This is a genomic window from Devosia sp., assembly GCF_024707125.1.
Lineage (GTDB): Bacteria > Pseudomonadota > Alphaproteobacteria > Rhizobiales > Devosiaceae > Devosia.
Genome location: NZ_JANQAH010000011.1, coordinates 55,073 through 74,088, shown reverse-complemented (window position 1 = coordinate 74,088; position 19,016 = coordinate 55,073). Strand labels below are relative to the sequence as shown.

Sequence of the window (19,016 nt, the reverse complement as noted above, 5' to 3'; positions counted from 1 at the left end):
AAACGCTTGGCCAAATTACTTGCGGTGGTGCTGGTGCTCGCGGGCAGCGGTGGGGCGGCCTGGTGGTATTTCCTCGGCCAGCCGGAAGCGAAAACAGTTCCGGAAACGACTGCCGTCACCAAGGCCGATATCGAGACGACGGTGCTGGCGACGGGCGTGCTGGAAGCCAGTTCGCTGGTCAGCGTTGGTGCTGAAGTATCGGGCCGCATCGAGGCCATTCATGTCACCCTCGGGCAGAACGTGAAGAAGGGCGACCTTATCGCCGAGATCGACAGTCTCGATCAGGAAAACGCGGTGAAGTCGGCGCAGGCAGCGTTGGCGGGCATCGAGGCGCAGAAGCGCAATCAGGAAGCGGTACTGGTCAAGGCCGAGGCGGCTTTGGCGCGCAATACGCAATTGAGCGCCGGTAGCCTTGTGTCGCAGACCGACCTTGAGACGGCGCAGGCGGCGGTGGAACAGTCCAAGGCGCAGATCGACCAGCTGAGCGCACAGATCGATCAGGCCAATCTCACGGTGGAATCGGCCCAGCTCAATCTCGCCCGCACGCAGATCGTGGCCCCCAGCGACGGCACGATCGTGGCGCTGGTGGTGGAGGAAGGGCAGACGCTCAATGCCAATTCTTCCACGCCGACCATCGCCAAGATCGCCAATCTCGACACCATGGTGATCAAGGCCGAAATTTCCGAGGCCGATGTGGTCAAGGTCGTGCCGGGCCAAAAGGTCTATTTCACCATCCTGGGCGAACCCGACAATCGCATCGAGGCGACGCTGCGCGAGGTTGAGCCGGCGCCGACCTCGATAAGCAGCGACACGACTTCGGATAGTTCGAGCAGCGCCATCTACTACAATGGCCTTTTCGATGTGCCCAATGCCGACCATCGCCTGCGCATTTCGATGACGGCCGAGGTGACCATCGTGCTCGACGAGGCCAAGGGCGCGCTGACGCTGCCTTCGAGTCTTGTGACGCGCAAGGGGCCGGATGGGGCCGTGATGGTCATGGTCTATGATCCCAAGACCGAGGAAACGCGGCCGCGCCGCATCGAGGTCGGGCTCAACAACAATATCACGGCGCAGATCGTCTCCGGCCTCGAAGAGGGCGAGCAGGTCGTCAGCGGCGGTCTGGTTACGGTGTCGCGGCCGGCGGGCGGGCAGGGGGCAGGCCGCATGGGTGGTCCCGGCGGTGCCGGTGGCCCCATGATCATGATGCGGTGAGGTGTTCCATGCACTCGACACTGAAAAGCCGCGCCGATACCCCCCTCCCGACCTCCCCCACAAGGGGGAGGTGCCGCATCCGGTTGGGGGCAAAAAAGCTGCCAAGCACACAGACCTGCACCTCCCCCTAGATGGGGGGAGGCCGGGAGGGGGTGTCGGCAAGCTCGAAACCCATCATCTCCATCAAGAACCTCGTCCGCCGCTTCGCTGCGGGCGGCGAGAGCGTGGCCGTATTGAAGGGTGTCGATCTCGATATCCATCGCGGCGAGATGGTGGCCATTATCGGCCAGTCCGGCTCGGGCAAGTCTACGCTGATGAATATTTTGGGCTGTCTCGATCGGGCCAGCGAAGGGACCTATCTCTTCGATGGTCGCGACGTCAGCAGGTTCGATGCGGACGAACTGGCCGCGCTGCGGCGCGAGCATTTTGGCTTCATCTTCCAGCGCTATCAGCTGCTGCCCGATCTCAACGCCGTAGAAAATGTCGAAGTGCCGGCCGTTTATGCGAGCGCTGATGCGACGGCGCGGCGCAAGCGTTCGGTGGAGCTTCTCACCCGGCTTGGTCTCGGCGAACGGTTGCATCATCGACCCAATGCGCTTTCGGGCGGCCAGCAACAGCGCGTCAGCGTGGCTCGGGCGCTGATGAATGGTGGCGAGGTGATCCTCGCCGACGAGCCGACCGGCGCGCTCGACTCGCATTCAGGCAAGGAATTGATGGCGCTGCTCAAGGAGCTGCATGCAGACGGGCATACGATCATCATCGTCACCCACGACGCCAAGATCGCCGATCAGTGCCAGCGGGTGATCGAGATTGCCGATGGGTCGATCATCGATGATCGCTATATCGGCGAACGCGATACGGCTGCCAATCGGGGCGAAAAAGGTGCGGCGCAAGCCAGGCTGGCGCCTGGGGCTCGACAGTTTTGGCGAGGCACTCGCCATGGCGCTGCAGGCCATGGGGGCGCACAAGCTGCGCACCTTCCTGACCATGCTCGGCATTATCATCGGCATTGCCTCGGTGGTGGCCGTGGTGGCCCTGGGGCAGGGTAGCCAGCAGAGCGTGCTCGAAAACATTTCGTCGATCGGCACCAATACGATCAACGTCTATCCCGGCTCAGGCTTTGGCGACATGCGCTCGGGCAGGGTGCGGACGCTCAAACCCACGGATGCCGATGCGCTGGCGGGCCAGCCTTACGCGGATAGTGTTTCGCCGCAGGTATCGAGCCAGGCGACGGTGCGCTATCGCAATACGGCGTCGAGCGCGTCGATCACCGGCGTGGGCGAGGACTATTTCCAGGTCAATGGCCGCAGCTTTTCGTCGGGCTCGGGTTTTACCGAGACCAGCGTGACGACGCGGGCGCAGGAGGCGGTGCTTGATCAGAATGCTGTCGATGCCATTTTTACCAATGGCGAAGACCCGATCGGGCAGGTGATCATGCTGGGCAAGGTGCCGGTGCGGGTCATCGGAGTCGTCGCCAATCAATCCGGCTTCGGGCCGGGTGGCAATTCGGCCAATGTCTACATGCCCTATACCGCGGTGATGGATCGAATTCTGGGGCAGTCCTACCTGAGTTCGGTCGCGGTGCGCATTTCCGACGACTACGACATGGCTACGGCCGAAGCCGAGATCACCGAGCTGCTGACGCGGCTCCATGGCGGGACGCAGGACTTTTTCCTGCAAAATACCGACACGATCCGCACGACCATCCAGTCGACTTCGCAGACCATGACGCTGCTCATCTCGACCATTGCGGTGATCTCGCTGGTGGTGGGCGGCATTGGGGTGATGAACATCATGCTTGTCTCGGTCAGCGAGCGGACCAAGGAGATTGGTATTCGCATGGCGGTCGGTGCGCGGCGGGGCGATATCTTGCGCCAGTTCCTCATCGAGGCGGTGCTGGTCTGCTTTGTCGGCGGGGCGGCCGGTGTGGGCTTGAGCTTCGCGCTGGGGCAGGGATTGTCGGTGCTCGTGTCGGGGGCAAGGCTGGTCTATTCGACGGAATCGATCGTGCTGGCGATTGTCTCGGCGAGTCTGATCGGGATTGTGTTTGGCTTTATGCCGGCGCGATCGGCGTCACGGCTTGATCCGGTGGAGGCGCTGGCGCGGGAGTAGGTTACCTTCCTCCTCCACGGCGTCATTCCCGCGAAAGCGGGAATCCCTGCTTGTGCGCAAAACAGAGATCCCCGCTTTCGCGGGGATGACGCCGAGTTTGTGGTGGGACACCAGCCTCCAAAAACCGTTGCCTATCGGCCACGTATTCTTTTTCAAAACCATCACGTTCCGGCCTCTAGCTTGCCCTTTGCGGCAGGCTGGCCCTAAACTCGCCATGAAGAGGACGCCCTTTGGGCAGGCGGGGGAGGGTTAACCCAATCTTTCCGTGCGCCAAGCTATTCTCAGCTTTGACCTATTGGTTGAAGCGTAACGGTCGGGAACTGGTTCACTGCAAAGCGCGCGTTGGGTATCGAGTATTGGCGCCTTGTGTATCGCCGCGGCCTCTCTGGCTGTGGCGGCCCCTGCGCATGGTTTTGAACTGTTCGGCTTCAAGTTTTTCGAGGACGAGACTCAGGAAGCGGTGATCATTGATCCGCAGAACTATGTCGTCACGTTTTCCTCGACTCAGACCGGCGCCGTCGAAAATGCGGCGCGCAATGCTTCCTCGCTCGTGGCTGATCAGGGTGAGCCGGCTTCCGGCGTTGCTGGGCTCCTTGCCAAGGCACGCGGCGACTACAGGCGCATCATCGCTGCTCTCTACAATGAAGGCCATTACGGCGCCGCCATCAGCATCCTCATCGGCGGCGTAGAAGCCTCCAAGCTGGCGCCCGATGCGCGGCTGCCAAATCCGGTCGATGTAACCGTCTCGGTCGATCCCGGCCCGCTCTTTACCTTCAATAGCGTCAACATCGCCAACCAGGCGCCCGCAACCAGCGATCCCGATGATCAGGTTGACCTGCCGGTGCTGCGCGGCTTTGGTGCCGGGCAGGTGGCGCGCTCTTCGGTGATCCTCGCAGCGGAGCAGCTTGCGGTGCAGGCCTGGCAGCAGCAGGGCTATGCCAAGGCTGAGATCACCGGCCGCGATGTCGTCGCCAATCATGCCAACAACACCGTCGATGTGACCATCACGGTCAATCCGGGCCGCCTTGCCGCCTTTGGCGATATCACCGTGACCGGCACCCAGAACATGAACCCGGAATTCGTGCGCCAGCAGACCGGGCTTGCGGTGGGTCAGGAATATGACCCCGACGACCTGACACGCGCACAAAAGCGTCTGGACCGTCTCGAAGTGTTCCGGGCGGCGCGTTTCCAGGCGGCGCAGGATATTTCGCCCGATGGCCTGCTGCCCTACGAGCTGCTGGTCGAAGAATTGCCGGGCCGTCGCTTTGGCGCGGGCGCGACCTATTCCACCGTCGATGGTCTGGGCGTCGAAGGCTTCCATCTCTGGCGCAATCTCTTCGGCCAGGCCGAAAGGCTGCGGCTCGATGCGCGCGTTGCCAGCATTGCTTGGCCCATCGATACCGCCCAGTTCGACTACATGTTTGGCGGCACCTTCACCAAGCCGGGTTTTCTTACCCCCGATACGGATCTTGTCGCCGCCATCGCGGCCGAGCGCACGATCTATCCGACCTATACGGAAACCTCGGCACAGGCCCGTCTGGGCCTGACGCACTATTTCTCCGACGAACTGACGGCCGAAGGCGGCGTGGTCTATGAACGCGCGCGCTTCGACGACGTGTTCGGTACCCGCGACTTCTCGACCCTCGGCGTCTATGCCGGCGCGACCTTCGACGGACGCGACAGCACGGTCGATCCAACCGAGGGTTGGTATCTCTCGGGCAATGCCGAGCCTTATTACGACTTTTCGTTCGACAAGATGGGCCTGCGGCTCACCGCCGAAGCCCGCACCTATTTCGGCTTCTCCGAGGATGACCAGTTCGTGCTGGCCGGCCGCGTCAAGGCTGGCGCGCTGCTGGGCCCAGCACTCAATGAAATCGCGCCGGACAAGCTGTTCTTTGCTGGTGGCGGCGGCTCGGTGCGCGGCTATGCGGTCAAATCCATCGGCGTCGACGATGGCAAGGGCGGCGTGACCGGCGGGCGATATCTGCTCGAAGCCTCGCTCGAAGCGCGGGCCAAGGTGACCCAGGATATCGGCGTCGTCGGCTTCGTCGATGGCGGCTATGTCGCGGCGGACACCTTCCCGAGCCTTGATGAACTCCGTCTCGGGGTTGGCGCTGGCGTGCGCTATTACACCGGTCTTGGCCCGCTGCGGCTCGATGTGGCCATTCCGCTCAACAAGCGGGCTGGCGATCCAGACTATGCAATCTATGTCGGCATCGGGCAGGCTTTCTGATGATGCCGATTGTGAAAAAATACCGCCGCGTTGCCCTGGCTTCGCTCGTCCTCGTGCCGCTGATCGGCGTGCCCGTGGCGCTGTTTGCGCAGGACAATTCCGATGACGCGCAGAAGGATTGGTTGACCGGCTTCGTCGAAGGGCAGCTTTCGACGCCCGAGCGCCAGATTCGTCTCTCCAATATCGATGGCGCACTTGGCTCGGATGTGTCGATCCGCGAGATCACCATTGCCGACCAGCAAGGCGTGTGGCTGCGTGTCAATAATGCGAGCCTCAACTGGAGCCAGGCTGCGCTCTTTACCGGCCGGTTGCAGGTCAATTCGCTCAAGGCCGAGTCGATCGACTATATCCGCAACGCGGTTCCGGCCGAGAGCGTCGACCTGCCGCCGCCGGAAGCGGGCAGCTTTTCGGTGCCGGAATTCCCGGTGGCCATCAATATCGGCGAACTGTCGGTGCCGCGCGTCACTTTCGGGGACGGCGTGTTCGGCCTTGGCTCGGAAATTTCGCTCGCCGGCAATCTGGCGCTCGAAGGAGGCAATCTGAACACGGCGCTCGATATCGTGCGCCTCGATGGGCCGGGCGGGACGCTCAATCTCGATCTGTCCTATGTGCGCGACACCAACGAGATCGATCTGAAACTCGATCTCAACGAGCCGGAAAATGGCGTGCTGGCCAATCTCCTCAATATCGAGGGGCGGCCGGCCATGCAGTTGACGCTGGCGGGGCAGGGGCCGGTCGCGGACCTTCGCGCCGACCTGACGCTGCTCGCCAATGGCCAGACGGCGCTTGCCGGCGTTTCGACCATCAATCAGACGGCCGAAGGCTTTGCCGTGGATGCCGATCTCGGCGGTCCGCTTTCCATGCTCATGGCCGAGCAATATCGCCCCTTCTTCGGTGACGACACGCGGCTCTCGCTCAATGCACTGGTGCGCAGCGCCGGCGGTATCGACATCAACGATCTGTCGCTGACTGGCGGCCAGCTTGCGCTGCAGGCCAATGCCAGCACCACGGTCGACAATTTCCTCTCGCGCCTCGACCTCAAGGCTTCCATCGCCGATCCGGCCGGTGGCCTTGTCCTCCTGCCCGCATCGGGCGCACCGCAGGTGCAGGCGGCGCAGCTCACGATCGATTTCGGACGCGATGGTTCGGACGATTGGAGCGCCGATCTCGGCATCGACAAGCTGATCACTGGCGATTTCTCGGCCGATCGTGTTGGCCTCGCCATCAATGGCGTTGCCAGCAATCTCTCTGATCCTGCCACACGCATGATCACCTTCAATGGTGATGGTACTCTCTCGGGCATTGCCGGCGACGAGGCGGTGGAGGCCGCGCTTGGCGATAGCGTCGGTCTCGGCATTGCCGGGCTCTGGAACGCCGGCCAGCCGATCGAACTGGCACAGTTGCGCGTTGTCGGCGAAGCGCTGACTGCGGGTCTGTCGGGTGTCATCGATGGTGGTGCTTTCCGCGGGCGCATTGGCGTCCAGACTGACAGCATTGCGCCGTTCTCCGGTCTTGCCGGCCGCGAGCTTACAGGCGGCCTATCGCTCGATGCCGAAGGCTCGGTTGCCTTTGTCGGCGGCGGGTTCGACCTGACCTTTGAAGGCTCGGGCAATAACCTGACCATCGACGATGAAACCGCCGACAAGCTGCTGGCCGGCAATGTGGCCCTGTCCGGGCGTCTTGCTCGCACCGAAGCCGGTATCGTCGCGGATGATTTCTCGGTCACCAATCCGCAGGTGCAGTTCACCGCCGATGGCGTCTATGGCACCAGCGAAGCCAATTTCGCCATTGGGCTCGATCTCTCCGATCTGGGCCTCCTCACCGACCAGGCCTCCGGCGCCCTTGTCGTGCGCGGCACGGCAAAATCGGCATCGGCCGAAGCGCCGGTCGCTCTCCTGCTCGATGCAACCGTTGCCAATGGCAATCTCGTCGGCCGCAACCTGCGCGATGCGAAGGTCGGCCTCGATCTCTCGCTGCTCCAAGGCAATCTGACCGGCCGCATCAGCGGCGAAGCCATGCTCGATGGTCATCGGGCGACGCTCGCTTCGCAAGTCGTCTCCGACACGGCGCAGCAGGCGCTCAATAATCTCGATTTCGAAATCGCTGGCACGCGCGTTTTCGGTTCGGTGAGCCGCGCGGTCGATACGCAATTGCTGAATGGCCGCCTCGATGTCACCGCGTCCGATGTGTCGCTGGCAGCAGCCCTGCTCCTCACCGAAGCCTCGGGCAGCATCAACGCCGCGCTGGCCCTGTCGCCGGTCGATGGCGTGCAGCAGGCGGGGCTGACCGCAAACGCGACGAACCTGAAGGTCAACGACATTGCAGTTGGCCGCGCCGAAATCAGCGCCACGGCTGTCGATCTCTTCGGCGTTCCCGCGCTCAACGGCACGGTCACGGCCAGCAACGTCGTTGCCGCCGGCACTACGGTGAATACGCTCAATGCACGCGCCAGCCAGAGCGGCGATACGACGAGCTTTGATGCCCAGGCGGCCCTCGCCACTGGCACCAATGTCGATGTCGCCGGTGGCCTTGCGCCGGTCGAGGGCGGCTATCGCGTATCGCTCGATCGGGCCAATCTCGCCCAGGGCAGCATTGCCGCTCGTCTTGCCAATCCCACCACCTTGCTGGTGCAGGGTAATAGTGTGGCGCTCGACGCCCTGCGTTTCGATGTCGGCTCGGGCAGCATCACGGCTTCGGGCACGGCCGGCGAGACGCTGGCGCTCAACGTCAATATCGCCTCCCTGCCTTTGTCTATCGCCAATACCATTGTGCCCAGCCTCGGGCTTGCCGGTACGCTCGACGGCACGGCGGTCGTGTCAGGTTCCGCCTCCAATCCACAGGTGCGGTTCGATGCGCGCGGCAGCGGCATCAATGCCGCAGCGATCCAGTCCTTCGGCATTGCCCCGATCAGCGCCACTGTCGCCGGTAGCTATGCCGGCAATAGTGTCGCCATCGAGCGCCTCGCCGCCAATGGCGCGGGTGGCCTCAATGTCACCGGCTCCGGCCGCGTGCCGCTGTTGGGTGGCGGGCTTGCCGTCACGCTGACGGGCTCGGCGCCGCTGGCCCTAGCCAATCGCTTCCTCATCGATCGTGGCGGCCAGCTTTCCGGCACGGCCAATTTCAATGCCGATGTTTCGGGCAGCATCGCTGCGCCGCAATTCGGTGGTTCGGTGTCGGTCAATGGTGCCGGCTATGTCGATCCTGAACTTAATCTGCGCCTCACCGACATTGCCGGCCGGGCGACGCTCGCCGGCACCTCGGCGCGCATCGAAAGCCTCACGGCTAATCTTGCGACCGGCGGCAGCGTTTCCGCCTCGGGCACGGTTGGCCTCTCCGGCCAATTCCCGGCGGACCTGAGCGTCGCGCTCAATTCGGCCCGCTATTCGGATGGCGAAATCTTCCTCGCCACGGTTTCGGGTGGCCTGACGCTGACCGGCAATATTACCGGCACGCCGCTGCTTGCCGGCACGCTCAATATCGAGAACGCCAATATCACCGTGCCGGAAGGCTTTGGTGGCGGTACGCCGCTCATCGATGTCACCCATGTGGCAACACCACCCGCGGTGAAGCAGACGCTGCAGCGTGCGCGCATCGATGCCGCTGGCGCTCCTGTGCCGCAGACCCGCTCGTCGGGCCTCCTGCTCGACGTCACCGTCAATGCGCCCAACCAGATTTTTATTCGCGGCCGAGGCCTCGATGCCGAAGTCGGTGGCTCGGTGCGCCTTGCCGGGCCGCTCAACAATATCCAGCCTGTCGGCGCCTTCTCGCTCAATCGCGGTCGCCTGTCGGTGCTCGGCCAACGTCTCGATTTCGAGACAGGCACTGTCACCATGCTCGGTGATCTCGATCCGCAGCTCTATTTCGTGGCACGGACCGAGGGCGACGGGATCACGGTGTTCGTCACCATTTCCGGCCGTGCTTCGGCGCCCGAAGTGACGTTTACCTCCAACCCGACCCTGCCACAGGACGAAGTGTTGAGCCGCCTGATCTTCAAGCGCTCCATGGGCGAATTGACGCCGCTGCAATTGGCGCAGCTTGCTGGCGCAGCCGCCGAACTTGTCGGCGGCGGTGGTGGCGGTCTCGTCGATGGCCTGCGTGGGGCGGCTGGTCTTGCCGATCTCGATGTCGTTACCGACTCCGAGGGCAATGTGGGCGTGCAGGCCGGCACTTACCTGCAAGACAATATCTATCTTGGGGTCACTGCCGGCGCGAACGGCCAGTCCAAGGTGACGATCAACCTCGATGTTACCAATGACCTTGTGGTGCGCGGCACTGCCGGGCAGAATGGTGACTCAAGCGTGGGCGTGTTCTTCGAACAGGACTACTGATGAGCTTCTGGGACGATCGCTATAGCCGTGACGAATATGTTTTCGGCGAAGCGCCCAACGCTTTTCTCGCCGCACAGAGTCATCTGCTGCCCCCGTCCGGCAAGGCCCTGGCGATTGCCGATGGCGAGGGTCGTAATGGCGTCTGGCTCGCGGAACAGGGCCTCGACGTTGTCTCGATGGATGCCTCGCCGGTCGGACTCGATAAGGCAAAAAAGCTCGCTGCGAAGCGCGGCGTGCCGCTCAAGACGCAATTGCTCGACATTTCCGACTATGACTGGCCGAAGGACCGCTTCGATGTCGTGGCGGGGATTTTCTTCCAGTTTGCCGGGCCCGAGCTGCGCGACGAAATTTTCGCCGGCATGATCGAGACGCTGAAGCCCGGTGGGCTGCTGATCTTGCAGGGCTACGGTCCGCGGCAGCTTGAGTACAAGACCGGTGGGCCTGGATTTTGGAGAACCTCTATACCGAGGCGCTGCTGGCCGAGAAGTTTTTGACGCTCGAGATTTTGCACCTTAGCGACGAGGACAGGGAATTGGCCGAGGGGCTGACCCATGTCGGCAGGTCGCATGTGGTGGATTTGGTGGGGCGGAAGGCGACCTAGTCGCTGGTGGCTCCCGTCACCCCCTCCCATCCTCCCCCATCAAGGGGGAGGTGTCGCATCGAGTGTTTGGCACCATCGAGTCAAAATCGCTGTCCCTGCAACTCCCCCTTGATGGGGGAGGCCGGGAGGGGGTGTTGGCGGGCACAAGACCTTACTTCAGCGCTGCGACAACCAGCGCCTTCAGGCCCACGTCCGGACCCGGCGTGAAAACCAGATCTTCCCGCCCAAAGTACGATTTCTGGTTGGTCGCCGACCAGTCATTGGTCACGAGACGGTAGACGTCCTTGGTGGGGAGGCCCGTCGGGGCGGCGTAGAGGAAGTCGCCGGTGCGCTGTTCCAGCGTCTGGGCTTCGTCCTGATTCACCACGGCGAGGATTTCAGCGAGCGTCTTGGCATCGACTTCGGCAACCATCAGCTTGCCATCGAAGCGCACGACGGAGTCAAAGGCATATTTGCTGACGTCGCCCTGCGGCAGACCATTGCCCAGCGTCGTGTGGCCAATGAAGCCGATATCGCCTTCGCCGGCTGCAGCCATGCTTGCAGCAACGAAGCGGCCGGTCTGGGCCAGCGTCATCGCCGCGGGGCTGGTGCCGATGGCGGCAAGTTCTTCTTCGGTGAGGTGCTCGGCGAGGGTCTCAGCGATCAGCGCAGCAAGAGCTTCATTGGGCGTGACGTCGTCGCGCACACGGGACTGCTCGACCGACATCGACTTGTCGGCAGCAACCGACACCACCGTATAGGTGCTGCTCCACGAGCCGGTATGGACGTAGCGGGTCTTGCCTTCGTCATGGGTGAAGGTCAGGTGATCGTGGCCGCCGACGATCAGCGTGCCATCGGCGAGGAGCGGCAGTATGGCGCGGTCGGCGACAACGCCGGCATGGCTGAGAACGATGGGCAGGACATCACCGTCGAGGAGACCGGCGAGGTTTTCCGTGGCCCAGGCGGCGGGCTCGGGAATGGTGAGGGCCTCGCGGCTATCCTTGGGATAGGTGTTGAGCTTGTCGGTGGCGATGCCGACGACGCGGACCGGCAGGTCGCCCAGCGTCAGGTCGGTGGTCGCACTGGCATAGAGCTCGCCCGTGCGCGTGTCGGTGATGTTGCTGACGACGGTAATGCCGATTTCCTCGGCCTGCGCGATGACATTGGCGAGGTCGGGATCAAGATCGGGTTCGTGATTGCCGATATTGAGGACAGTCGGGGCGAGGGCAGCGACGGCTTCGAGGAAGGCCCAGTCGATGATGCCGGCCGAACGCACGGCAACCACATTGCCCAGCTCGAACACGTCGCCGTTGATCAGGACGATATGGGGGACCGGGTTGCTGGCGACTTCGCTTTCGAGAGTTGCCAGCAGTTCCGCCGTGCGCTCATAAGCCGAGTGCAGGTCGGACAGGACGATGATGCGGCCGGCAGCCTCCTGCGCCACGGCCGGAAGGGCCGAGGCGATAAAGGGCAGGGCTGCGGCGGAGCCGAGGAGTTGCAAAGCCAAGCGGCGGGTGATGGTGTTCGTCATGCCCAAAGTCCTTGTAGAAATATCGCCCATATGGCGGGCGGATAACTGCACAGGGCCGACGACACTGTCGTGACAGGATTACTGGCCCGCGCCTCCGGTCTTTGCCGCCTTTTCAGCATCCCACCACCAGATGGTGGGGAAACCATTGGCAAATTCGGGCAGCGTTTCGGGGCGGCTAAAACGGTCCCAGCGAGCGGTGCGCGAATAGCGCAGGGAATAGCCCGGCACGACGAAATCGTGGGCGAGGAGCACGCGGTCGAGCGCCTCGGTGACGGCCAGCTGGGTGTCGCGATCTTCCGCCGCGACGAGCTTGTCGATCAGTGCGTCGATGCCGGGATCGGCGATGCCGGCATAATTGCGCGAGCCCTCTTCGTTGGCGCTCGATGAGCCGAAGAAATAGCGCTGCTCATTGCCCGGCGAATAGGACTGGGCCCAGCTGGCGTAGATCATGTCATAATCGAAGCTGCGCAACCGGTTGATATATTGCGGCGTGTCGACCATGCGCACGCTGACGGCAATGCCGATCTGGCCGAGATTGCGCTGCAGATTGGCGGCAATGGCCTCCAGCGTCGGCTGATGCATCAGGATTTCAAAGCTCAGCTGTTGGCCATTGGCGTCGACAAGCTGGGTGCCGTTGAGCGTATAGCCGGCTTCGGTGAGAAGCCCGAGCGCCTTGCGCAGGTTTTCCCGCAGCTTGGTCGGGTCGCCATTTATCGGGTTGACAAATTCCTCAGTGAAAACCGTCGCCGGAATCTGGTCCTTTACGCCTTCGAGGATTTCCAGCACCTCGCCCTGCGGCAGGCCCTTGGCAGCGAAAGGCAGGCCGAAGAAGTAGGAATTCACCCGCGCATACTGGTTGTAGAAGATGGTGTTGTTCAGCTCTTCGAAATCGAAGGCATGGTTCAGCGCTTCGCGGACGCGCTGGTCCTGGAATTTTTCGCGGCGCAGATTGGGGATGAAGCCCACCATTTCTCCGCGGCCATTATAGTCCTGCGGGAATTCTTCCTTGATCACACGGCCATCGGCGACGGCGGGGAAATCAAAGCCCGTGGCCCAGCGGCGGGCGGTGTACTCACTCCAGAAATCGAACTGGTCGCCCTTAAAAGCTTCGAACCAGACGGATTCATCGAGGAAATATTCGTAGCGGATCTCATCAAAATTGTTCGAGCCGATCTGGGTCGGGTGGTCCTTGGCCCAATAGTCGTCGACGCGCTCATAGGTCACCGAACGTCCGGCCTCGAAGCTGGCGAGCTTGTAGGGGCCGGAGCCCAGCGGCGGTTCGAGGGTGGATTCGCCGAGATTACGCGGCTTGCCACTGGCATCAGTGCCCTCCCACCAGTGCTGCGGCATGACGAGGAGCTGACCCAGGATATGGGGCAGCTCGCGGTTACCGGTCATGTCGAAGGTGAAGGTCACTTCGCCCGGCGCCGTCACTTCGGCGCTCACGATGTTGGCGTAGTATTGAGTATAGACCGGGCTCAGTTCCTTGGATTTTTCGAAGGACCAGACGACGTCCTCGGCGGTGACCGGCTCGCCATCGTGCCAGCGCGCCTTGGGGTCCATGCGGAAGATCACCGAACCATAGTCGTCGGCCACTTTCATCGCCTCGGCCAGCATGCCGTAGGAGGTGTTTACCTCATCGAGCGAGGCGGTAAGAAGGGTTTCGTAGATCAGACCGATACCGCTCGCGACTTCGCCCTTGGGCAGGATGGGATTGAAGGTGTCAAAGCCGCCGCGGTCGCCGAGCCGCACCGTGCCGCCCTGGGGCGCATCGGGATTGACGTAGTCGAAATGGGCAAAGCCTTCGGGATATTTCGGGGCCTCGGTGAGACTATCGGCATGCACCCACACGCCGGTCGGGGTCTGGGCTACCGTCGGCGCGGCGAGGCCAAGCGCGAGGAGGCCGGAGGCGAGGAGGGTCGAGAGCTTCATTGGCTGGCTCCGCTTTTGTGTGGCACTGAGGTTAGTCGCTTTTTTCCGCCGGGAACAAGCCGTCGGTTGCGGTTTCGATATCGAAAGCGGCCGCCATCAATTGGCGCGTATAGGGGTCGCGGGGCCGGGCGAAAATGCCGGCGGCAGGCCCCGATCTCGACGATCTTGCCATTGCGCATGACGACCACCGAATGGGCGAGGGCTTTTACGACGCGCAGGTCGTGGCTGATGAAGAGATAGGTCAGGTCGCGACGGCGCTGCACATCGCGCAGGAGGTCGATGACCTGCGCCTGGATGGAGATGTCGAGCGCCGAGGTCGGCTCGTCGAGCACAAGGAAATCGGGCTCCAGCACGAGGGCGCGGGCGATGGCGATACGCTGACGCTGGCCGCCGGAAAACTCGTGCGGGTAGCGGTTGGTTGATTTGGGATCGAGGCCGACTTCGTTGAGCACTGCGACCACCTTGGCTTCGCGCTCGGCCGTCGTCAGCCGCGGCATGTGGACCTTGAGGCCCTCTTCGACGATCTCGCCTACCGACATGCGCGGGCTCAAGGAGCCGAACGGGTCCTGGAAGACGATCTGCATATGCTTGCGCATCGGCCGCATGGCCCGGCCGGAGCGCCCGGCGATCTCCTGACCCAGAACGACAATCCTGCCGTCCGAGGGAATGAGGCGCAGCAGTGCGTAGCCGAGCGAGGATTTTCCGGAACCGCTTTCGCCGACTACCCCCAGCGTCTCGCCCTTGTGGATGGCGATGTCGACGCCGTCGACGGCCCTGACATGCCCGACGGTGCGGCGCAGGAGGCCGCGCTTGATCGGGAACCAGACTTTCAGGTCCTTGGTCTCGACCAGAATGGGCGAGGCGGATTTGGGCAGCACCGGAGCGCCACGCGGCGCGGCAGCCAGCAGTTTTTGCGTATAGGCATGCTTGGGATTGGCGAAGATTTCGGCGGTCGACCCGCTCTCGACGATCTCGCCTTGGGTCATGACGGAGACGCGATCAGCGATCTTGCGCACGATGGTCAGGTCATGGGTGATGAACAGCATGGCCATGCCGTGCTGGCGCTGCAGCTTCTTCAGCAGTGCGAGGATCTGCGCCTGCACGGTCACATCGAGCGCCGTGGTTGGCTCGTCTGCAATCAGCAGCTTTGGATTGTTCGCCAGCGCCATGGCGATCATGACGCGCTGGCGCTGGCCGCCCGAAAGCTGGTGCGGATAGTCGTCGATGCGGCTTGCCGGATCAGGAATGCCGACTTCCGCCAGCAGTTCAAGCGTACGCTTGCGTGCCGCCGTCTGGCGCAGGCCCTGATGCGTCGCGAGGATTTCGCCGACCTGTTTGCCCACGGTGTGCACCGGGTTCAACGAACTCATCGGCTCCTGAAAGATCATGCCGACATCATTGCCACGCACGGCGCGCAACTGATCGACGGAGGCCGCAGCAAGGTTCTGCGCCCCGAGCATCACTGTGCCTTCGAGCGTGGCCGAGGGCGGCAGGAGTTTCAGGATCGACAAAGCCGTCACCGACTTGCCCGAGCCACTTTCGCCCACCAGCGCCAGCGTTTCGCCGGGCGCGATATCGAAGCTGACCTTCTTGGCCGCCTCGAAGGCGCCGAAGCGGATGGTCAGGTCGCGGACGGAGAGGAGAGGGCTGGTCATGAGAACGTCTTCCGCGGATCGAAGGCGTCGCGGACGGCTTCGCCGATGAAGACCAGCAGTGTCATCATGATGGCGATGGTGAAGAAGCCAGTCAGCCCCAGCCAGGGCGCCTGCAGGTTGCGCTTGCCCTGTGCCAGCAGTTCGCCCAGCGAGGGTGAACCAAGCGGCAGGCCGAAACCGAGGAAATCGAGCGAGGTGAGGGTCGTCACCGAGCCCGAGAGAATGAAGGGCATGAAGGTCAGCGTCGCCACCATGGCATTGGGCAGGAGGTGTCGCCACATGATCACGCCATTGGAGACGCCGAGCGCTCGGGCGGCGTTCACATATTCAAAGTTGCGGGCGCGCAGGAATTCGGCGCGGACGATGCCCACGAGCGAGACCCAGGAGAAGAGCAGCAATATGCCGAGGAGAACCCAGAAGCTTGGGGCGATGACGCTTGAAATGATCAGTAGCAGATAGAGCGCGGGCACAGAGGTCCAGATTTCGATCAGGCGCTGGGCGATGAGGTCGATCCAACCGCCGAAGTAACCCTGCACGGCCCCGGCGAAGACGCCGATGATCGACGAGAAGATTGTCAGGATCAGGCCGAAAAGAATTGAGATGCGGAAGCCGTAGACGAGGCGGGCCAGCACGTCGCGGCCGCGGTCGTCGGTGCCGAGCCAGTGATAATTACCGAGATTGCAATTGGGATCGGCCGTGCCCAGCGGATAGCGCGAACAGAACTGGTCCCAGCTCTGCATCCAGCTTGGAGGATTGGTGCCGGAGGAGGGGAGGTAACCATCCACCGTATCATGGCTGAAGCGCACCGGCGGCCAGATGGCCCAGCCATTGGCCGCAATCTCGTCGGCGATGAAGGGCTGGCGGTAGTCGGTCGTCGCAAGGAAGCCGCCGAATTTGGCTTCGGGATAGGTGACGACCGAGGGGACCAGCAGTTCGCCCTTGTAGGAGACGATGATGGGCCGGTCATTGGTGATGAATTCGGCGCCCAGCGTCAGCACGAAGAGCACGAGGAAAATCCAGAGCGACCACCAGCCGCGCTTGTTGGCGCGGAAATTGGCCCAGCGGCGCTGGTTGAGCGGTGACATGCTCATGTGTCGCGGCTTTCGAAATCGAGCCGCGGGTCGACCCACATATAGGCGAGATCGGAAATCAGCCCGATGACGAGGCCGAGCAGCGAGAAGATGTAGAGCGTGGCAAACACCACGGGATAGTCCCGCGTGGCGATGGCTTCGAAGCCAAGGAGGCCGAGCCCGTCGAGCGAGAAGATGGTCTCGATCAGCAGGGAGCCGCCGAAGAACGCACCGATAAAGGCGCCGGGAAAGCTGGCGATGATCAGCATCATGGCATTGCGGAAGACGTGGCCATAAAGCACGCGGTTTTCCGTCAGCCCTTTGGCGCGGGCCGTCACCACATATTGCTTGGAGATTTCATCGAGGAAGGAATTCTTGGTGAGCAGCGTCGCCGTGGCGAAGGCGCCGAGACCCATGGCGGTGATCGGCAGGACAAGGTGCCAGAAATAGTCGAGCACCTGCCGCCAGAGCGGGAAATTGGCAAAGCCGGGGGAGGTGAGCCCCCTTAGCGGAAAGATGGACCAGAAACTGCCACCGGAAAAGAGCACGACAAGCGCAATGGCGACCAGAAAGCCGGGCACGGCATAGCCGATGATGACCACGGTGGAAGTCCAGACGTCGAAGCGCGAGCCATCGCGGCGGGCCTTGGCGATCCCCAGCGGAATCGAAACGCCATAGGCGATCAGCGTCATCCAAAGCCCGAGCGAGATCGAGACCGGCATTTTCTCGACGACGAGGTCGATCACCGAAATGTCGCGATAATAGCTCTCGCCGAAATCGAAGCGCAGATAGTTCCAGAGCATGTTGCCAAAGCGCTCGAGCGGCGGCTTGTCGAAACCGAACTGCTTTTCGATGCGCGCGACCAGCTCCGGTGGCAGGCCCTGCCGGCCACGATATTCGCCGCCCTGCTGGTGTCCACCCTGCGGCGGCTGGGACAGGGTCTCGTCGCCGCCACCGGTCACGCGTTCGCTCAGGTCAACATTCTGGCCCGACATATTGGCCAGCGCCTGCTCTACAGGGCCGCCGGGGGCAAACTGGGTGATGAGAAAGGAAACAGCCATGATGCCGAAGATCGTCGGAATCATCAGCAATAGACGGCGGATGATATAGGCGCCCATCTCGTTTCCTGTTGGCGCCCTCTCTGGCTACAAGCAAATCACCTTGCACCTGCGGGGCTTTAGCCGCACTGCATCACTTGCACACCGTTTTGGCAATGTCACAAGCGCGTTGAGTCGTTCGGTTGAACGTGGATTGGCATTGCCGCCGGGCGGTCGGGCGGTCACAATTGAGCGAGAAGAGGAGCCGATATGGACTTTATCACCATTGGCCAGGTGCGCGACGAAGGCGTGGCGCGGATCATTCTCGTGGCCCTGCGCGCCCATGGCTTTCATCCGCTCGAGCCGCGCGATGGCGGTCTGCCGGGCGTGCCGAACCTGTTTGGCCGCGAGGGTGTGGGCATTGAGGTGCCGGAAGATGAGGCCGCCGATGCAACGCTTCTGCTTGGTGAGCTGTTGAAAGATATGACACAGCCCGACTCCTAAATCGGCCATAAAGGAATGAGAGATTTTCTGTGCGGGTCGGGCGTTGAACCCTGAGGCAGCTTCGGTTAATAAGCCGCCTAATGAGTTAATTTCCTTTAAGCCTTCGGGCAGGAGTGACCAATGAAGGTTTGGATGCGCGGAGCCGGCTCCGTGATTGGATTGGGCCTCGTCGCGCTGGCGCTGGCCGGTTGTTCGTCGACCGCTCGGTCCAATACGGCCGATCTCAACGTCGTGCGCGCACCGCAGCAGTTGCAGCCGGTGCAGTCGTCTTCAGTGCAGCAGGGTACGCTGCCGGCAATCGGTGCAACCGGTACGCCGGCACCGGGTCTGTCCGGCACGCCGGTTCTCGGCGGCGCCCCGGCCATGACCACGGCCACTGCCACCACCCCCGGCCAGCTCGGCACCAATAGCTCGATCGTCAATGTCGGCGCTCCGGCGACCGGCTTCTCGACGGGTCCGGAAGGTGTCTGGACGGTTTCGGCCGGCACGGGCACCTGCCAGCTCAACCTGCCGATGACCGCAAAGACCGGCACGAACTACTACCGCGCCTCGTCCCCGGGTTGCGCAGTGCCGCAGATCGCTTCGGTCACCGGTTGGCAGCAAGTCGGCAGCCAGCTGCAGCTCTATGATGATAACGGCAATATCGCTGCCTTCCTCGCTCCCTCGGGTGGCCGCTATATCGGCACCGTGAGCGGCGGCCAGGCGATCTCGATGTCGCGCTAAGCGCTCCAAAGCCGGTCGATAGACCGGCTTTTTCTATTCCCCAATCTCAGCGTCATTCCCGCGGAAGCGGGAATCCCTCTCACCTTGTTTGAGATCCCC

At 62.7% G+C, this 19,016-nt stretch carries 10 protein-coding genes and 2 pseudogenes; 7 read left to right on the top strand and 5 right to left on the bottom strand.

Annotation, left to right across the window (positions count from 1 at the left end; all coding sequences use genetic code 11):
• Nucleotides 1-6: 6 nt before the first annotated feature.
• The 5 genes and pseudogenes from NVV77_RS15500 to NVV77_RS15480 all read left to right on the top strand — a co-directional run bounded on the left by NVV77_RS15500 (nucleotide 7) and on the right by NVV77_RS15480 (nucleotide 10,379).
• A complete protein-coding gene (locus tag NVV77_RS15500; RefSeq protein ID WP_295414814.1) occupies nucleotides 7-1,212 on the top strand; it encodes an efflux RND transporter periplasmic adaptor subunit in 1,206 nt (401 codons plus the stop codon).
• Between the two features lie 152 nt (nucleotides 1,213-1,364).
• Nucleotides 1,365-3,324 (top strand): annotated as a pseudogene (locus NVV77_RS15495) (MacB family efflux pump subunit).
• 364 nt (nucleotides 3,325-3,688) lie between these two features.
• Nucleotides 3,689-5,557 (top strand): autotransporter assembly complex family protein, encoded by a 1,869-nt coding sequence (locus NVV77_RS15490; protein ID WP_295414813.1) that lies wholly within the window; start codon nucleotides 3,689-3,691, stop codon nucleotides 5,555-5,557.
• Nucleotides 5,557-9,885 (top strand): translocation/assembly module TamB domain-containing protein, encoded by a 4,329-nt coding sequence (locus tag NVV77_RS15485; protein WP_295414811.1) that lies wholly within the window; start codon nucleotides 5,557-5,559, stop codon nucleotides 9,883-9,885. Before NVV77_RS15490 ends, NVV77_RS15485 begins: the two co-directional genes overlap by 1 nt.
• Nucleotides 9,885-10,379, top strand: coding sequence for a cyclopropane-fatty-acyl-phospholipid synthase family protein (locus tag NVV77_RS15480; RefSeq protein ID WP_295414810.1), 495 nt, complete (start codon nucleotides 9,885-9,887; stop codon nucleotides 10,377-10,379). Before NVV77_RS15485 ends, NVV77_RS15480 begins: the two co-directional genes overlap by 1 nt.
• Nucleotides 10,380-10,637: 258 nt before the next feature.
• On the opposite strand, the gene NVV77_RS15475 is transcribed toward NVV77_RS15480, so the two are convergent.
• From NVV77_RS15475 to NVV77_RS15455, 5 genes and pseudogenes are all read right to left on the bottom strand, one after another.
• On the bottom strand, nucleotides 10,638-11,996 hold the full coding sequence (locus NVV77_RS15475; protein WP_295414807.1) for a metallophosphoesterase: 1,359 nt from the start codon (nucleotides 11,994-11,996) through the stop codon (nucleotides 10,638-10,640).
• A 78-nt stretch (nucleotides 11,997-12,074) separates the two neighbouring features.
• Entirely contained in the window at nucleotides 12,075-13,928 is a 1,854-nt protein-coding gene (locus tag NVV77_RS15470; RefSeq protein WP_295414805.1) for an extracellular solute-binding protein, read from the bottom strand.
• A 31-nt stretch (nucleotides 13,929-13,959) separates the two neighbouring features.
• Nucleotides 13,960-15,583: pseudogene (locus NVV77_RS15465) on the bottom strand (ABC transporter ATP-binding protein).
• Nucleotides 15,580-16,674: an ABC transporter permease gene (locus tag NVV77_RS15460; RefSeq protein WP_295414803.1), complete on the bottom strand. Its 1,095-nt coding sequence runs from the start codon at nucleotides 16,672-16,674 to the stop codon at nucleotides 15,580-15,582. The pseudogene NVV77_RS15465 and the gene NVV77_RS15460 overlap by 4 nt, the downstream one beginning before the upstream one ends.
• The gene (locus tag NVV77_RS15455; RefSeq protein WP_295414801.1) at nucleotides 16,671-17,771 is read right to left on the bottom strand and encodes a microcin C ABC transporter permease YejB; all 1,101 of its coding nucleotides are present in this window, start codon (nucleotides 17,769-17,771) and stop codon (nucleotides 16,671-16,673) included. Before NVV77_RS15455 ends, NVV77_RS15460 begins: the two co-directional genes overlap by 4 nt.
• A 189-nt stretch (nucleotides 17,772-17,960) precedes the next feature.
• Here NVV77_RS15455 and NVV77_RS15450 point away from each other — a divergent pair, with 189 nt between their 5' ends.
• On the top strand, nucleotides 17,961-18,194 hold the full coding sequence (locus NVV77_RS15450) for a hypothetical protein (RefSeq protein WP_295414800.1): 234 nt from the start codon (nucleotides 17,961-17,963) through the stop codon (nucleotides 18,192-18,194).
• A 120-nt stretch (nucleotides 18,195-18,314) separates the two neighbouring features.
• Nucleotides 18,315-18,917: an AprI/Inh family metalloprotease inhibitor gene (locus NVV77_RS15445; protein WP_291416245.1), complete on the top strand. Its 603-nt coding sequence runs from the start codon at nucleotides 18,315-18,317 to the stop codon at nucleotides 18,915-18,917.
• The last annotated feature ends 99 nt before the right edge of the window (nucleotides 18,918-19,016 follow it).

Bases quoted from the DNA above. Each gene is read 5' to 3' on its own strand.
- NVV77_RS15450 (WP_295414800.1), top strand. From the start codon at position 17,961: ATGGACTTTATCACCATTGGCCAGGTGCGCGACGAAGGCGTGGCGCGG.
- NVV77_RS15475 (WP_295414807.1), bottom strand. From the start codon at position 11,996: ATGACGAACACCATCACCCGCCGCTTGGCTTTGCAACTCCTCGGCTCC.
- NVV77_RS15470 (WP_295414805.1), bottom strand. From the start codon at position 13,928: ATGAAGCTCTCGACCCTCCTCGCCTCCGGCCTCCTCGCGCTTGGCCTC.
- NVV77_RS15445 (WP_291416245.1), top strand. From the start codon at position 18,315: ATGAAGGTTTGGATGCGCGGAGCCGGCTCCGTGATTGGATTGGGCCTC.
- NVV77_RS15485 (WP_295414811.1), top strand. From the start codon at position 5,557: ATGATGCCGATTGTGAAAAAATACCGCCGCGTTGCCCTGGCTTCGCTC.
- NVV77_RS15455 (WP_295414801.1), bottom strand. From the start codon at position 17,771: ATGGGCGCCTATATCATCCGCCGTCTATTGCTGATGATTCCGACGATC.
- NVV77_RS15460 (WP_295414803.1), bottom strand. From the start codon at position 16,674: ATGAGCATGTCACCGCTCAACCAGCGCCGCTGGGCCAATTTCCGCGCC.
- NVV77_RS15480 (WP_295414810.1), top strand. From the start codon at position 9,885: ATGAGCTTCTGGGACGATCGCTATAGCCGTGACGAATATGTTTTCGGC.